The following is a 14,748-nucleotide window of genomic DNA, read 5'->3' as shown; positions in this document are numbered from 1 at the left end:
TTTGCCGGTAATGAGCTTCCGGAGGGGAAATACTGCCAGGCGGTCACCCCATCTGCGGCAAGCGAACTCGAGCCCGCTTGCCGTAGTCGTAACTCGCCCCGGTGGAGGGAAGACCATGACGCCACGACAGCCGGCCATCACACGCCGCGCGCTTCTAGGGGTGGCGGCACTCCTGCCGTTGGCCGGATGCGCGGAGGGCAAGAGGACAGCGACGCGACCGTCAGCGGGCGCGCCCTCATCCCCCTCCGCCACGGCGAGCGCTCGCCACAGTCAACTGGCAGCATTGGAGAGGAAGTTCGAAGCACGCTTGGGGGTGTACGCCCTCGCCACCGGCACCGGGGCCACCATCACCCACCGGGCGGACGAACGGTTCGCGTTCTGCTCGACGTTCAAGGGGCTGGCGGCAGCGGCGGTCCTGCACCGCAATCCGCTGTCGCACCTGGATACGGTCATCAGGTACACCGAAGGCGACCTGATGAAGAGCTCGGCCATCACCAGGCGGCATGTGGCCACCGGAATGACGATCCGACAGCTGTGTGATGCCGCGGTCCGCTACAGCGACGGAACGGCCGGAAATCTCCTGCTCCGCGATCTCGGCGGGCCGGCCCGGTTCACGGCGTACGTGCGCAGCCTCGGCGACACGGTCACCAGGATGGACCGGATCGAGCCGACGATCGCGCAAGCCACCCCGGGAGACCCCCGCGACACCACCTCGCCCCGGGCGTTCGGTACCAACTACCGGAAGATCCTGCTGGGGGACGCCCTGCCGACGGACAAGCGCACCTTCCTCCGCCACCTGCTGGAACGCAACGCCACCGCTGCCGGCGCGCAACGTATCCGGGCCGGCGTACCGCGGGGATGGAACGTGGCGGACAAGACCGGGACCGGTGACTACGGCACCCTCAACGACATAGCTGTGGTGTGGCCCCCGAATGCCGCGCCACTCGTCATCGCGATCATGTCCAGCAAGGCCACCAAGGACGCCGAGTACGATCAGGCCCTCCTCGCCGAGGCCGCCGCGTACGTGGTGGCCACTCTCACCTAGTGCCGCATCAGGCAATTCTGGGCCCGCCGCCAGGTCACCACCGAGCCGGTGCCCCTGCGGATGATCCGCAGCAGGCGCTTGCCCTCGTCGTCATCGATCTCGCGGACGCGTACTCGTTCTGCCACCCGGACAGCCTGGCGGGACGGCGCTTCACCGGACCAGGAGGTGACTTCGGTTGGTCAGCCTGCTGTCGGGCTCTGCAGGACCTGCGCTCGCATGAACCCGTGGCTCCGCTCCACTTTCGCCACATGCAGCGTATAGCTCTGGTACCACTCGGCTTGCCCACGCTTTTGCGCCGCGCGGTGCTCGGCGTTGCACCGCCACTCCGTAAGGGCGTCGGCGTCGCGGAAGTACCCGACGGTGATGCCCAGCCCGCCGGGAGTCTGCGCGTGGTCCATCCCCAGGAACCCAGGGACGCCTTTCACCAGGTCTTCCATGCGTGCGTTGGTCTCGCTGTAGCCGCTCTGATCCTGGGTTCGCACCGTAGTGAAGACAGCCACGTAGTAGGGGGGTTCATAGGCCTCGACGGGCGCGACAGGCGCTTCCGAGTGATCGCTCATGGCGCCACCGTAAGGCGGGATGCGCCCAACGATCCAGCGTCTTTCCTGAACGGGATACATGAGGGATCGGGCTCTTGACCAAAGCCGTCCGAGCTCTCCCCCAACTCCCGGAAACGGCCACGGCTCACAGAACGGCGCAAGGGACGGGGAACACCAGGGCGAACGTTGGCTGATGCGGCTAGTCCGACGTCACTCGGATTCGACGTCGGGCGTGGCGCGGGCATGAGGACGGCCACCGCGTTGATCACCGATGGCTTGTGAGGACAACCGGAGATCCTGCGGTGGCCGCGCATCACAGCGCAGACCCCCACTGGCCGGGGGTTCACGCCCGTACGGCGCTCGACGCGGGCGACCCGGTCGAGGCGATACGGATCCACATGCGCGACATCGTCCGCATGCCCGCGGGCGCGGTCGATGCGATGTTCGCCGACCAGCGGGTGCGAGCGGCGCTCTCCGCCCACGCGGAGGCGCTGATCGCCGATGACGAGGCGATCGACGCGCTCGGCGTCGGCACTAATCGCTTCGCGACGCTCGGAATGCCGACGACCCTGGTCAAGGGAGACCTCAGTCCCGCCCACTTGCGCGAGCGCCTGGCCGACCTGGCGACAACCCTGCCGAACGCGCGGATCGTCACGCTCGCCGGCCAGGGACACGTCGCCCACCTCACCGCTCCTGACACCCTGGCCGACGCGGTCCGGGAGACGGCGGAACAGGTTCTCCACGCATGAGGCGTCCGGGCCGCTCCGTCAGCCGCCTTGCCTGCCTCTGACCGGCGGAGCGACTCCAGATGTCAGAGCCTGGCACTGCCCTCGCCCCCCGCGCCCGGCCTCATCCCAACCGAGACGGCGAGGCTAGGGCATGTGGTACTTGCCGCTGCTGTCCTGCAACCATGTCCCCCGTGCGGGGTCGATGTTGATGTTGGTCCCATGCAGCCTGCACGCCGCCTCGACCGGGGCGAGGAACTTGCTTTCGAAGTCCGCCTGGGTGACCGCCCCCGCGTTGATGGCGGCCGTCATGTAATTGAAGGCGTTCTCGAGCTCGGCGGAGCGGGGCGTGGTGTCACCCTTGGCGTCCTTGTTCAGGTCGAGGCCGTCTCCCGGGTCGTCGGTCCTGTCCTCGGGCCGGGGGCCGACGCGGAAGTTGGCCGGCATGTTCTTCAGCGCCTTGTCGACGTCGGGCGCGCCGAACGCTTTGGGGGCGAGTGGCGCCAGCGTGGTGCTGATCTGCTGCTCCTGAGCGGGGGTCAGCACGGCGAGGAACGGCTGGAAGAGCGACTTGGGAATGATGTGGTGCAGCGTATCGACCAGTGGACCGCTGGAGTGCGCCGTCTTCACGGCGGCCAGCTCGTTGCTCGTCGACCCGAGCTTCCAGTCCTTCTTCTTGGCGCGCTGCACGACACCGACGGCCCCGCCGGATTCGGCCGGGCCGCACCCGGGGCCGTGTTCGTGGCGGCTCCGCTTGATCATGGCTGCGACCGCGGCGTTCCCGACGCTGCGCTGCAGGGCGAGCAGCGACCCCGGCGGCGGCGCTCCGTCACTCACCGCCGCCACTCCGCCTCGCTCGCCGCTCCGCCGTGACCGCGCTGCCTGAGCGTGAGCGGACTCCGCCTCCAGCGAGGACTGTGCGCGCATACGTCCCTCCTCCTGGCCGGTCTCCATGCTCACAACAGCGGCCTGCCTCTGAGAAGCGCCCCCCGGGGCAGACCTGGGGCAGCATCACTACGCGCTCGGGGCAGAACCGCATCTCCCAGCGGGCACGCCGGCGACAGACGCCTCCCTGAGGCAGTCGGTCAGGTGCTGCCGCTGGAGGCCGCAGCCAAGGCCCATGAGCTCAGCGAGACCGACCGGATGCAAGGAAAGATCGTTCCGACTCCTCGGAGCTGCCGGAGGGGCGGGCGACGCGGATCGATTTGACTTGTCACTACATATCGCGAAAGCTAGATGCGTTCCTGTAGAGAGCATGGAGAGGCAGACCGGTGGATCCGCTGGCCGTACACAAGGCGCTCGCCAATCCCGCGCGCCTGCAGTTCATGCAGTGGCTCAAGGAGCCGGCGAAGTACTTCGACGAGAACTCCTACCGACAGCAGGGGCTCGGCTTCCACATCGGCGTGTGCGTCGGTGACATCCAGAAGCGTGCCGGGCTGGCGCAGTCGGTGGTGTCAGGCTACTTGCAGACCCTGAAGGACGCGGGGCTGCTCACCTCGGAACGCATCGGCAAGTGGACGTACTACCGACGCAACGAAACGGTGATCGCCGAGTTCGCCGCGCACGTCCGCGACGAGCTGTAGCTCACCGGTAGCCCACTCGATTTCCGTGCGCACACCTTCTCTCACAGCTCAATGTATCTACTTTTCTAGATTTGATGAAAGGTCGCGATGAGAAAGACCTCCCTCACCGTCCTCGTGCTCGCCCTGGGCGTGTTCGGGATCATCACCACCGAGATGGGCATGGTCGGCGTACTCCCCCAGGTCTCGGCCGAGCTCGGTGTCACGCCGTCCGCCGCGGGGTGGCTCGTCGGCGTCTTTGCCCTGGTCATCGCCGTGTCCGGGCCGTTCACCACACTGCTCGCCTCCGGCATCGACCGCAAGAAGGTGCTCGCCGCCGCAATCGCGGTGTTCGCCGCCTCCAATGCCGTCTACGCGCTCACCACGCAGTACGAGGTGATGCTGGCCTTCCGCGTCGTTCCCGCCCTCTTCCACCCCGTATTCTTCGCTGTCGCGCTCGCTACCGCCGCGCGGCTGGTGCCCGCCGGGGACGCGACCCGGGCCACGACGACCGTGTTCGGCGGAGTCACCGTCGGCTTCGCCTTCGGCGTGCCGCTGACCTCGTACCTCGCCGAGCATGTGTCCCTGGCGTCGGCGTTCTGGTTCGGTGCGCTCGTCAACCTGATCGCCTTCCTCGGCATCCTGCGGTTCGTACCGTCGATGCCTGTCGGGCAACGGGTGTCCTACGGTGCCCAGTTGAGCGTTCTCAAGCGGTCCCGGATGTGGCTGACCATCGCATCGGTCGTCCTCGTCTTCGCGGCGATGTTCTCGGTCTACGGCTACTTCGCCGAGTACCTCGGCCAGGTCACGCACATGGACGGCACCTGGGTCAGCGCCATGCTGATGGCATTCGGCGTCATCATGATCCTCGGGAATTTCGTCTTCGGCGGCCTGTTGCGGCGCAACCTGATTCGTACGGTGGTCGCCTACCCCGTCCTGTGTCTGCTCGTCTACGTGCTCCTGTACGCCGTCGGCCCGCTGTTCGCGCCGATGGTTGTGGCCGTACTGGTCTGGGGGGCCGTGCACTCGGGCGGGCTCATCGTGAGCCAGAGCTGGCTGGGGAGGGACGCCGTCGACGCGCCCGAGTTCGGCAACAGCCTCTTCATCTCGTTCTCGAACCTCGGCATCACCGTCGGAACCGCGGTCGGGGGCTGGGTCCTGGCCGAGTACGGTGCCCGTCAACTCGCCTGGGCAGGAAGCGGGTTCGCGATTGCTGCCTTGATTGCCATGGCTCTGAGGCTGGGACTGGACCGCGCCGGTGCGCAACAGGCGCCGCCCGCCGGCCAGGAGGTGCGGACACTCGGGGACGTCCGGAGCTGAGCCGACCGGCGCCGGTCATCGGGACTGCCTCGTACGCGGCCTGTCCGGTCGCCGCCGTCGCGGCCCAGATGCAGCGCCGCAGACGTGCCTCGGCCCACCGGCGAGCACCGGGTCAACTGCCCCGAACGGCACCGGAGTAGAGCGAATGCAGAACTACGGACCACGCTCGACTCGATGCCATATACGCTCGAAGATCACCCCCCTGAGACCCGGAACCGCACTATGGAGAGGACAGGTCGCAACATGGTGACCGAGACGAGCCGCCCTTCCCTCGACAACGGCCACAACACGGTCAACCGGGGGCACGCCCTTCGTCTGGCCGACGTGACCAAGGTGTACGGCAGGAACGGCCGCAGCGTCCGCGCCCTGGACGGGGTCTCCGTAGGGATCGAGCGCGGCTCCTTCACCGCGGTGATGGGCCCGTCGGGCTCCGGCAAGTCGACGTTCCTGCACTGCGCGGCCGGCCTCGACAAGCCGACCACGGGCCAGTCCTACATCGGGGACACCCAGCTCAACGACATGAACGAGACCCAGCTGACGAAGCTGCGCCGCCGGCGCATCGGCTTCGTCTTCCAGGCGTTCAACCTCATCCCGTCCCTGTCGGTCCGTCAGAACGTCGAGCTGCCACTGCGCCTCGCGGGCGAGAGCCTCGACAAGAACTGGCTCGACGAGATCCTCGGCCGCGTCGGCCTGGGCGGCCGGGCCGCCCACCGGCCCGCCGAACTCTCCGGCGGCCAGCAGCAGCGCGTCGCCATCGCCCGCGCCCTCATCACCCGGCCCGACGTCATCTTCGGCGACGAGCCGACCGGCGCCCTCGACACCGTGACCGCCAAGGAGATCCTCTCCCTGCTGCGCTCCTGCGTGACCGAGACCGGCCAGACCGTCGTCATGGTCACCCACGACCCGGTGGCCGCCTCGTACGCGGACACCGTCCTCTTCCTGGCCGACGGCAAGATCGCCGGACAGATGGATGCCCCGACCGCCGACCTTGTCGCCGAGCGCATGACACACCTGGGAGCGTGGGCCTGATGCTGCGCTACGCGCTGCAGACGCTCAAGGCCAGGAAGGGCGGCTTCATCGGCGCCTTCCTCGCCCTGTTCTGCGCCGCCGCCCTGGTCACCGCTTGCGGCATCCTCCTGGAGACCGGTCTGCGCGGCACCATCGCCACCGAGCGCTACGCCGCCGCCCCGGTCATCGTCGGCGCCGACCAGAACGTCCACCAGACCACCATCAAGGAGAAGAAAGGCAAGATCAAGGAGAAGCACAAGGCGAAGCCGCTGGCCGAGCGGGTCTGGCTGCCCGCGGGGACCACCGAGACCCTCGTCGGCCTGCCCGGTGTACGCAAGGCGGTGCCCGAGACGAACTTCCCGGCGTACGCGGTCGGCCCCCAGGGCCAGATCGTGCCGGGCATCGACGGCAAGCCGTCCTACGGCCACGCCTGGTCCTCCGCCGCACTGACCCCGTTCGAGCTGACCGACGGCACGGCACCCGCGGGCGCCGACGAGGTCGTCCTCGACCGGGAACTCGCGGCCCGCACCGGCCTCAAGACCGGCAGCAGCCTCGTCATCCAGTCGACCGGCGCCCCGACGACGTACAAGGTCAGCGGCATCGCGGCGGCCAAGGGCGGCGACCTGCACCAGCAGACCTCGCTGTTCTTCTCCGACGAGACCGCCCGCAACCTCTCCGGACGGGCCGGCCAGGTCGCGACCGTCGGCCTGCTGCCCAAGCCCGGCGTCTTGGCGAGCGAACTCGCGGACGAGGCCAAGAAGGCCCTCGCCGGCGACGGCCGCAAGTACGCCGTCGCCACCGGTGGCGAGCGCGGCCCCATCGAGTTCCTCGACGCGGGCAAGGCCCGGGTCAAGCTCGTCTCCATGGGCGGCGCCATGGGCGGTACGTCGCTGCTCGTCGCGATCCTCGTCGTCGTCGGCACGTTCGCGCTCTCCATCCAACAGCGTTACCGCGAGCTCGCCCTGCTGCGTGCCGTCGCCGCGACTCCCAAGCAGGTCCGCCAGCTGATCGGCCGCGAGGCCCTGATCATCGGCGGCCTTGCGGGCGGACTCGGCTCGGTCGTGGGTCTGCCCATCGCGTACTGGCTGCACAGCAAGTTCATCGACTTCAAGGCCATCCCCGACACCCTCGAACTCACCTTCAGCTTCGTGCCGTTCGCCGCCGCCATCGGCGCGGCCCTGCTCGGGGCGTGGGTCGCGGCCCGCATCTCCGCACGCCGCACCGCCCGCATCCGCCCGGCCGAGGCCCTGTCCGAGGCGTCCATGGAACAGCGCCACTTCGCGTGGGGACGGCTCGGCGTGGGGATGCTCGTCCTGGCCCTCGGTATCGGTGTGGTCGTCCTGCTGGGCTTCCTGCGCACCGAACCGGCCTCGCAGCCCGTCACGTTCCTGTCCGTCGTGGTCCTCGCCGTCGCGGTCTCGCTGCTCGGCCCGGTCATCGCCCGCATCGCCGTCGCGATCCTCGGGATCCCGCTGAAGTTCTCGCGCGTCGGCGGTCACCTTGCGACCGCCAACGCCCGGGCCAACGCCAAGCGGATGGCCGCTGCCGTCACCCCACTGGTCCTGCTCATCGGCATGGCCTGCACCGTCCTGTTCGTGCAGACCACCATGGGCGACGCCGCCTCGGCCCAGGCCAAGGCGGGCAACAAGGCGGACTGGGTGGTCGCTTCGAACGGCCCCGGCGTCCCCGCCGAGGCGACGGACGCGCTGCGCGCCGTACCGGGCGTCACCCAGGTCACCGAGATCGTCCGGACCCAGGTCCGCGTCGGCCTCGACAAGTACCCGGCGCAGGGCATCTCCGCACAGGGCCTCACCACGAACTGGGACCCGGACGTCTCCCGGGGCAGCCTCAAGGGCTTCGGGGACAAGAGCATCGCGATGAGCGACGTCTCCGCCGACCACCTCGGCAAGAAGCCCGGCGACACGCTCAAGGTGACGCTCGGCGACGCCACTGTGGCCGAGCTGAAGGTCGTCGCCGTCTACGAACGGGGGCTGGGATTCGGCGACCTGACCATGTCGCACGACGTGGTCGCCCGGCACGTCGACAACCCGCTCGCCTCCTCCGTCCTCGTCAAGACGGCCGGTGACGGCAAGGCGGGCCGCGAGCAGCTGACCGGCGCCCTCAAGCGCTTCCCGGGCATCGGCGTCCTCGACCGCACCCAGGTCGACGACCTCCAGGCCGACGTGCAGCAGTCCAACGCCGAGGTCAACTACCTCGCGATGGGCCTGATCATCGCGTTCACCGCGATCGCCGTGGTCAACACCCTGGCCATGTCGGTTTCGGACCGCACCCGCGAGTTCGCCCTGCTGCGGCTCGTCGGCACGACCCGCCGCCAGGTGATGTCGATGCTCAGGATCGAGTCCGCCCTGATCGTCCTGGTCGCCGCGGTGCTCGGCACGGCCATCTCGCTCGCGGTGCTCACCGCATTCAGCGTCGGGATGACGGGCGCCGCCCAGCCGTCCGTCGACCTGCCGATGTTCCTCGGGGTCCTCGGCTTCGCCGCGGTGCTCACCGCGGTGGCGACGCTGGTCCCCGGCCGCGTCGCACTCGGCGGACGCCCGGCGGACGTCATCAACGCCCGCCAGTAGGCCGACGCACCACGTCAACACCTCAGGGGTGTACGGCAGTTCAGCTCCCGTGCACCCCTGAGTGCTGCACGGAGGCATCGCGTGCGGCGTCCAGCCAGCGGAGATCACCGATCCTGCCGTCCGCGAACCACTTCGGGCTCAGCTGCTCGACGACGGCGACGAGTGCGTTCTGCTCGGCCTCGGTCAGTTCCACGACGGCGCCGGCCGCTGCTGCCGAAAGCGGCAGGGAAAGCGTACGGGTCTCGGACATGTGGACATTCCTTCGGCCGGTCGGAAATTACCGCCGCGCTCCACCTGCGCAGGGCGGTGATCCGGCGCCGCAGCCTCCGCCCCGCCGCGTGATCACGACTCAAGAGAGGCCCTAGTGTGGCTCCCACGAGCCGACCAGGAGGGCCGTGGCCCATGGGGACGACGAGCGCGAACGACTTTACCGGGCGGGGGGCGCGAGGATCTGCTCGCGCTCGTTGCTGATCAGCGCACCAACTTTCTCCATACCGTCGCGGGCGTCGGCGATGAGCAGGCCGGCGTCGCCACCACCGTCAGCGAGCTGACGCTCGGCGGCCCGCTCAAGCATCTCGGCGAGGTACAACGGACTTGGCTCGCGGTGGTCGACGGTACGGCGCCGGGCGAGGTCGACCGGGCCGATCTCGACCCCGACGGCACCCGGATGACCAAGGGCGAGACCCTGGCCGGGCTGCTCGATGCGTTCCACGCGGCGGCAGCGGAGTTCGATCGCACGGTCCGGCAGGAGCCCGACCTCGACCGCCTCGTGACTCTCCCGCAGTATCCCTGGTCGCCGCCGGAACCGATCACGTGGACCGTCCGCCACGTACTGTTGCATGTTTTCCGGGAGATCGCGCACCACAGTGGGCACGCGGACATCGTCCGCGAGGCGCTGGACGGTGCCAGCACCACGGCGCGCATGGTTGAGGCCGCCTCGCGCGGCGGCGATGTGGCCGGCGACGGCTGACGGCAGGTGACCGGGGCGGAAGGGAGCTGGAGGCGGCGGCTGGAGCGGGCCGGGTCCAGTGAAGCATGTGCGGCCGAATGAGTGCCGATCGAGCCGTCTCCGGTACGCGCGACAGGGAGTTTCAGGAGACTGGCAGTCAGCGCTGAAGGTGCCTCTTGACAGTTCGCACCGAAGGTCGATTTCCGGCCACAACACAACGCACCGTACGCTGCAACACATCGGTCACCATCGGTCGGCCGGGAGAGAAGGGCGACAACATGACCTCCGAGACCAACACACTCGGCACCATCGATGCTACAACTGCCTTGCTGCAGGCGGAACTTCCTCGCCTGGAACAGCACCAGCAAACCCTGGAAAAGGAGCTCGCGACCGTCACCGAGCGCCTGGAATCGGTGCGGACCGCACTGACGGCCCTGCGCTCGCTGTCCACCTCCCCTGTTTCCTCCTCGAACACGGAGGCGCAGGAGGTCAAGGCAGAGGACGTCAAGGCGGAAGCCGAGGACGTCAAGGCGGAGGCGAAGACCGAGAGCGTTGCCGCTCCCAAGATTCCGCAGCAGGCTCAGAATTCCATTGACGCCGCCGTCCCGGCGGAGGTCCCGCAGGAGCCGGCAGCGGCCACTCCCGCGCGCCGCACCGCCCGGAAGACTTCCGCGCCCAAGGGCCGCAAGCAGGCTCCCGCCAAGCCGAAGAGCGAGCGCGGGCAGGCCAAGAAGGCCGTCGCCACCAAGTCCGCCAAGCCCGCGAAGGCCACGGCGCCCGCAAAGGCCACCGCGCCCGCCAAGGCCGCCAAGCCCGCAAAGGCCACCGCGCCCGCAAAGGACGCCAAGCCCGCAAAGGCCCGGGCGCCGAAGAAGGCAGCGCCTGCCGCGCCTGCCACGCCTGCCGTCGACGACAGCGGCAGCCTCACCGAGATGGCCATGAAGGTGCTGTCCACGTTCGGCGACACCCCTGTCCGTGCCCGCGAGGTCACGAAGGCCCTGGGGCGTGAGCTCACCCCCAACAGCATCAACACCGTACGCAGCACCCTGGACCGGCTCGTCGGCACCTCCCGGGCGCACCGCGCCGGCCGAGGCCTGTACCAGGCGCCCGCCAACTGACGCTTCCTGCAAGGGAATTCGTTCAGACGCCCCCGTCACGGCCCGATGGCCGTAGCGGGGGCGAAGGCGCTCCTGCATCGCGCTTCGGTGGTTGATCCCGATGGTTTTTCAGCACGCTCTGTAGGTTGCAGGCATGTCTTCATCACTTCGCCTCGAAAAGGTCACGTCCGACAACGTCGAGGCCGCCTGCCTGCTGAAAGTACGCCCCGACCAGGACTCGTGAAGCCGGTCGCCTGGTCGCTGGCTCAGGCGTATGCCGCACCCGAGGTCGCCTGGCCCCGGCTGATCTTCGACGGTGAGCGGCTCGTGGGCTTCGTCATGGCCTTCTTCGATGTCCGGTTCGATCCGGACAAGCCGGATGACAGGCTCCGCTCCGGGCTCTGGCGGCTGAACATCTCCGCCGATGAACAGGGTCGCGGTTACGGCCGCTTCGCCGTGGGGGCGGTGTGCGAGGAGATACGGCGGCGCGGGCAGACGCGAACGACCGTGACCTGGGTTCCCGGGGCGCACGGGCCCGAGAAGTTCTATCTGAAGCTCGGTTTCCGGCTGACCGGGGAGATGAGCGGGGACCAGGTCGTCGGTGAGCTGGAGCTCGGCGACGTGTAGTGCTGTGGCCGTAAGCGGCCACAGCAACCCAATGGATCACTCGATGCGGTCGGCGATGATCCGCGCGCACTCCATGGACTCGCTCCGCGTCGTGTCCACCTCCAGGTCGTAGAGCACGCCCCGGTGGACCACGTCCGCCTGCGACGCCGCCATTCCCGTGACCCGGTCGCCGCGCGCGATCTCACGGGCTGCGGCAACCGCGCTCTCGCACCGGACGCCCACCCACAACACCTGCACTCCACCGAGCGCCTTCTGCCATCGCTGCTGCGACGCCGCCCCGCCGAGGAAGACCTCGTCGACGATGACCCTGGCTCCGGCCCGGGCCATCGTGGCGACACCCTCGATCCACGCCGTCTCCAACGTACGGAACCCGGAGCCGACGATCACCTCACCGTCCGGAGCGAACTCGATGCCCGCGTCCGACGCCTGCATGGACGCGGGCATCGCCTGGATCAGTGTGTCGACCCCGAAGGCCAGCCAGGGGTCCGGCAGGACCGCCTGCAGGCACCGGGCGATCCCGGACTTCCCCGAGCTGGAGCCACCGTTGAGCACGATCATCCGCGTCATCACCGCGCCACTCCAGAACCGTGTCCCCCGGGTGACACGCCCTTTTGCCGACACGACGCCGCCGGGCGTTCACGGCTCGCAGATCTCACTTTGATGCTCTCACCGCCGCAGCAGGCCGTCTTCGATGCCATCGAAGGCAGCAGGATGATTGATGGGATGGTCGAGGAGAACGTCCTCCACGACGGCGAATCCGTTCGTGAGGGTCAAGGCCTCGGGTGCGAGGTCCGCGACGACACTCTCGGCCGCGTCGGGGAGCTGCCTCACCTGAGCGCTGGTCAGGTAGCCCTCCGCAAGCAGGTCTCCACTGTGAGCCGCCACACGGCGCAGGGTGAACAGGCGGTGCAGCAAACGCAGCTGGCGCTGTGCTTCGGGGTGAGGAGCCTGGTCGGCGGCGTCCAGAAGAGCTTGGGCGGCCTGGCTGTGTGCGTAGGCGTCGACCAGTTCCAGAGCCGGTGTGACAGTGGTGTTCCACCGGTTGAGGGGATTGCCGGCCGGTGCGCTGCGCAGGCGCGTACGTGCGCGCTGGTGCCAGATGCGTTCGATGTCCGCCAACAGGTCTTGGAGGAAGGCCGGATCGTCGAGGTCGCGAGCCTCGGGCGGCGCGTCATGGGGCTCCTTCGGAGTGAAGTGTCCAAGAAGCATTTCGCCGGCGGCCTTGACCCAGATGACGAGGTTGTCACCCTCCGCGGTGATGGTTCCCTCGTTGGCTGCCAACTGGCCCGCGATTCCGTTGGCCAGGAAGAGTCCCTGCGCACCGCAGCGTTCACGGCACTCGGTCATGACGGCGCGGGCCCGCCAGGTGATCCAGCCCTTGGCTATGGCTGCGAACCGCTCGCCGTTCTCCCGCTCCGGCTCCGTTGCCTGCGCCCACTGCCGTACCGCGGCGCGGTGCAGGAGAGTCGCGGCGTAGGTGGTGGCGATGGCGTCGACGAGCGGAGCGTGGTGGCTGCGGTGAGCGAACAGCGGAACGCTGCCGCCGGCCGTCACGCCGGAAGTCTGCCTCGCGTGGGCGTGCCGTACGGCTACAGCGAGCGCGTGGCGCGTGACACCGAGGCTGTAGGCGCTCATGCAGAGCTTGCCGGCGGTGACGCGGCCGATGGAGTGCAGGAAGCGCTTTCGGGGGCTGCCGATCGAACTCGTGAAGACGCCTTCCGGTGTGAGGCGTCCGTGGTCGGACTGCAGAAGCGCTTCTTGTGGCAGCCGGACGTTGTCAAAGGATGTGATGCAGTGGTCGACAGGGGCGGTGGCTGTCTGGGGCAGCCTGCGTATCTCGACTCCTGGCATCGGTCGCCCGGTCTCGTCGCTGAGAGGAGTAAGAAACAGGAAGACGCCCTGGTCCTTGCCGTCCGTGATGAGGCGGGCAGCGACGACAGCGGTTTTGGGGCCGCCGGTGGAGCTGGTGTTCGGCATGAACTTGCGGGCGGCCACATTGGGAGTGTTCAGCACGAACTCGCCCGCGGTTCGGTCGTACGTGGCGGTGGTCTCCAGCTGGGAGGCGCTGTTGCCGTGCCCGGCCTCCGTGCACAGAAACGTTCCTGTACGCCGCAGCTCGGCGAACTCCCGCAGATCGCGGTTCGGGCCCGACGTGTGTTCGAGGAGGCTGCCGAGGAAGAGGTTGTAGTGGATGCTCGCCACCGTTCCCAATCCCGCGTCCACCGGGCCGACCCATTCATGGAGTGCCGTGAGTCGTTCCACATCGACCACGAAGTCCTCGGGGCTGTCGAGTGCCTCGTTGATCAGATGTAAACGCTCGTAGGACAGTGCGGCACGTTCATCGGGCGACAGCCCTTCTCTGAAGCTGAATGGCTCAGTACTGAACAGCTTGCGCCAGGGCTCGTGGAGCTGATCCAGCCGTTCGCCGAAGAGCGCCCGCGTCAGCGCTGCGACGGTCGAAGAGGCCTGGTCAGAGGGGATTGAGGTCTTGATCACTTTCGGAACGCTAGCTCATACGTTCAGTTAGCACGGCGTGATGATCAACACGATTGAGATCACTTGGATGTTGGTACTGGCTCGTTTCGAGGTGCGGGTTTCCCTGCTCTCCGGGAGTGCGTGAGGCCCCCCTCGACGCTCCTGATCAATACGCCTGGGGGCCGTCAATGCCACGCCGCGGAGTGAGAGTTCCGAGCGGTCGGCTGTGCGCGGGGGCGCACTCCGAGCTGTTGCCGGAGTGGGAACACTGTGGCTGCTCACCCTCCTCGGTCATGCCCTCTGTTGCCTCGCGGAGCACCTTCAATTTTCGTCCGTTGCGGAGGGCGGGCAACGTGGCAGCGCCCCGGCCGCGCTGATTGCTCAGCCACGAGAGGCCTCTGCCATTCCGAACAGGGGCCCCTCGCAGTTGCTGCCTGGGGTCAGCTCGGTTGGTCTCCCGTGTAGCGGTAGATCGCGCCATCGGAGTTGACATGCCAGACGGTGCCGTCGGCGGCCACACCGATGTCCACCGCCTTACCGGGGATACCGACCCACGGGTTGGAGTCATGCCCGGTGTACCGGTACATCTGGCCCAGAGAGTTCACACCCCACACATGAGTCCTGGACCCGACCGAGATACGGGTGAGGCCGCCGGAGACGGCGACCCAGTCGGTAGAGCCCTGATCCCCGGTGTAGCGGTAGATCCCGCCGGCGGAGTTGACATGCCAGACGGTGCCGTCGGCGGCCACACCGATGTCCACCGCCTTACCGGGGATACCGACCCACGGGTTGGAGTCATGCCCGGTGTACCGGTAC

The 14,748-nt window shown here is 68.3% G+C and carries 14 protein-coding genes and 2 pseudogenes; 9 read left to right on the top strand and 7 right to left on the bottom strand.

Annotation, left to right across the window (positions count from 1 at the left end):
- Positions 1-115 precede the first annotated feature (115 nt).
- Positions 116-1,045, top strand: a complete 930-nt coding sequence (bla, locus tag ACIPEK_RS00675; RefSeq protein WP_401989464.1) for a class A beta-lactamase — start codon at positions 116-118, stop codon at positions 1,043-1,045.
- Positions 1,046-1,050: 5 nt separating this feature from the next.
- Here bla and ACIPEK_RS00670 read toward each other — a convergent pair.
- Positions 1,051-1,170 (bottom strand): annotated as a pseudogene (locus ACIPEK_RS00670) (IS630 family transposase); the annotation flags it as partial.
- 54 nt (positions 1,171-1,224) lie between these two features.
- Positions 1,225-1,605, bottom strand: a complete 381-nt coding sequence (locus ACIPEK_RS00665; protein ID WP_401989463.1) for an antibiotic biosynthesis monooxygenase family protein — start codon at positions 1,603-1,605, stop codon at positions 1,225-1,227.
- A gap of 281 nt (positions 1,606-1,886) precedes the next feature.
- Between ACIPEK_RS00665 and ACIPEK_RS00660 the strand changes: the two genes are divergently transcribed.
- Positions 1,887-2,333, top strand: coding sequence for an alpha/beta fold hydrolase (locus ACIPEK_RS00660; RefSeq protein ID WP_401989462.1), 447 nt, complete (start codon positions 1,887-1,889; stop codon positions 2,331-2,333).
- 123 nt (positions 2,334-2,456) lie between these two features.
- Here ACIPEK_RS00660 and ACIPEK_RS00655 read toward each other — a convergent pair whose 3' ends face one another.
- Complete coding sequence (locus ACIPEK_RS00655) at positions 2,457-3,236, bottom strand: hypothetical protein (protein ID WP_401989461.1); 780 nt, start codon at positions 3,234-3,236, stop codon at positions 2,457-2,459.
- A 344-nt stretch (positions 3,237-3,580) separates the two neighbouring features.
- Between ACIPEK_RS00655 and ACIPEK_RS00650 the strand changes: the two genes are divergently transcribed.
- From ACIPEK_RS00650 to ACIPEK_RS00635, 4 genes are all read left to right on the top strand, one after another.
- Positions 3,581-3,892: an ArsR/SmtB family transcription factor gene (locus ACIPEK_RS00650; RefSeq protein ID WP_401989460.1), complete on the top strand. Its 312-nt coding sequence runs from the start codon at positions 3,581-3,583 to the stop codon at positions 3,890-3,892.
- An 87-nt stretch (positions 3,893-3,979) separates the two neighbouring features.
- Positions 3,980-5,188, top strand: coding sequence for an MFS transporter (locus ACIPEK_RS00645; RefSeq protein ID WP_401989459.1), 1,209 nt, complete (start codon positions 3,980-3,982; stop codon positions 5,186-5,188).
- A 243-nt stretch (positions 5,189-5,431) separates the two neighbouring features.
- Complete coding sequence (locus ACIPEK_RS00640; RefSeq protein ID WP_401989458.1) at positions 5,432-6,217, top strand: ABC transporter ATP-binding protein; 786 nt, start codon at positions 5,432-5,434, stop codon at positions 6,215-6,217.
- Positions 6,217-8,784, top strand: coding sequence for an FtsX-like permease family protein (locus ACIPEK_RS00635; protein WP_401989774.1), 2,568 nt, complete (start codon positions 6,217-6,219; stop codon positions 8,782-8,784). The genes ACIPEK_RS00640 and ACIPEK_RS00635 overlap by 1 nt, the downstream gene beginning before the upstream one ends.
- Positions 8,785-8,824: 40 nt before the next feature.
- Here the strand turns inward: ACIPEK_RS00635 and ACIPEK_RS00630 are convergent, their stop codons facing one another.
- Positions 8,825-9,034, bottom strand: coding sequence for a hypothetical protein (locus ACIPEK_RS00630; protein WP_401989457.1), 210 nt, complete (start codon positions 9,032-9,034; stop codon positions 8,825-8,827).
- Positions 9,035-9,148: 114 nt separating this feature from the next.
- Here ACIPEK_RS00630 and ACIPEK_RS00625 point away from each other — a divergent pair, with 114 nt between their 5' ends.
- From ACIPEK_RS00625 to ACIPEK_RS00615, 3 genes and pseudogenes are all read left to right on the top strand, one after another.
- Positions 9,149-9,754 (top strand): DinB family protein, encoded by a 606-nt coding sequence (locus ACIPEK_RS00625; protein WP_401989456.1) that lies wholly within the window; start codon positions 9,149-9,151, stop codon positions 9,752-9,754.
- A gap of 257 nt (positions 9,755-10,011) precedes the next feature.
- Positions 10,012-10,851: a hypothetical protein gene (locus tag ACIPEK_RS00620; RefSeq protein WP_401989455.1), complete on the top strand. Its 840-nt coding sequence runs from the start codon at positions 10,012-10,014 to the stop codon at positions 10,849-10,851.
- A 133-nt stretch (positions 10,852-10,984) separates the two neighbouring features.
- Positions 10,985-11,457, top strand: a pseudogene (locus ACIPEK_RS00615) (GNAT family N-acetyltransferase).
- A 36-nt stretch (positions 11,458-11,493) separates the two neighbouring features.
- Here the strand turns inward: ACIPEK_RS00615 and cpt are convergent.
- The 3 genes from cpt to ACIPEK_RS00600 form a co-directional block, all read right to left on the bottom strand.
- The gene (gene cpt / locus ACIPEK_RS00610; protein ID WP_401989772.1) at positions 11,494-12,015 is read right to left on the bottom strand and encodes a chloramphenicol phosphotransferase CPT; all 522 of its coding nucleotides are present in this window, start codon (positions 12,013-12,015) and stop codon (positions 11,494-11,496) included.
- A 108-nt stretch (positions 12,016-12,123) separates the two neighbouring features.
- The gene (locus ACIPEK_RS00605; RefSeq protein ID WP_401989454.1) at positions 12,124-13,953 is read right to left on the bottom strand and encodes an acyl-CoA dehydrogenase; all 1,830 of its coding nucleotides are present in this window, start codon (positions 13,951-13,953) and stop codon (positions 12,124-12,126) included.
- Positions 13,954-14,372: 419 nt separating this feature from the next.
- On the bottom strand, positions 14,373-14,748 hold a 376-nt coding region (locus tag ACIPEK_RS00600; protein ID WP_401989453.1), incomplete at its 5' end, for a tectonin domain-containing protein.

The sequence above is a fragment of the Streptomyces sp. NPDC088246 genome, from assembly GCF_044741025.1.
Taxonomy (GTDB): domain Bacteria; phylum Actinomycetota; class Actinomycetes; order Streptomycetales; family Streptomycetaceae; genus Streptomyces.
Note: the sequence above shows the minus strand (reverse complement) of the source record. Positions and strands in the feature narration are given on the sequence as shown.